General features: G+C 47.0%; 1 pseudogene. It reads right to left on the bottom strand.

The features are described from left to right. Nucleotides 1–689, bottom strand: a pseudogene (locus R7Q09_RS25850) (diguanylate phosphodiesterase); the annotation flags it as partial.

Below are 689 nucleotides of genomic sequence, written 5' to 3'. Positions count from 1 at the left end.
AACCTTGACTGATAACGTTGAGCGATGCTTCGCCAGCTTGCCAAGCGGCCATATTGGCTTCGGTCGCGGCGTATATCTGCTGCTTGATGGCAAACAACATGTTGTGAGCATTGATGCCCGTCGCCCCTAGCAACCCCAAAACGGTTTGATAGATTAAACCGCCTTCAAGCGTTAAAGGATCGACGCCGATACTGCGCACTGCACCACTAAACCACACCATGATCGCCGCAGTAACGTGAGACAGGCTTACCGCGACAAGAACAAATACGAAAAAGTGCAAAACGTCTTTAAACAGCCGAGAAGTAAAGTCCAGTGCTTGGGGTTCAAGCAATTGAATTCTCAAATGTTTGCAGTACAAATACGACATCATGGCGCTGATCAGCGCCAGCAGAGAGTTATTGGGCAACGTATACGTCGCGGATAAGCTTTCATTTTCTATCGACACCAAATAAAACATGATCAGCGAATAAATAATAAGCACCACACTCGATACATTGGCTTTGTGCGACAAATAATATGCAGCAACCACGCAAAATGCCGTGGGATATAGGTTGATCAAAATGTCGGAAAGGTGGAAAAGCAGTAAGGAAACATCACCCAAGCCCGCCACTCGAAATGCGTGACCAAGTAGAATAGCCAGCGCGTTGGATAATGTCAGTGGGAGAAGCAGTAACGCGATTGAAGCTAAG

Source organism: Vibrio sp. 2130-1 (assembly GCF_033339515.1).
This window is presented reverse-complemented; position numbering and strand designations above follow the sequence as displayed.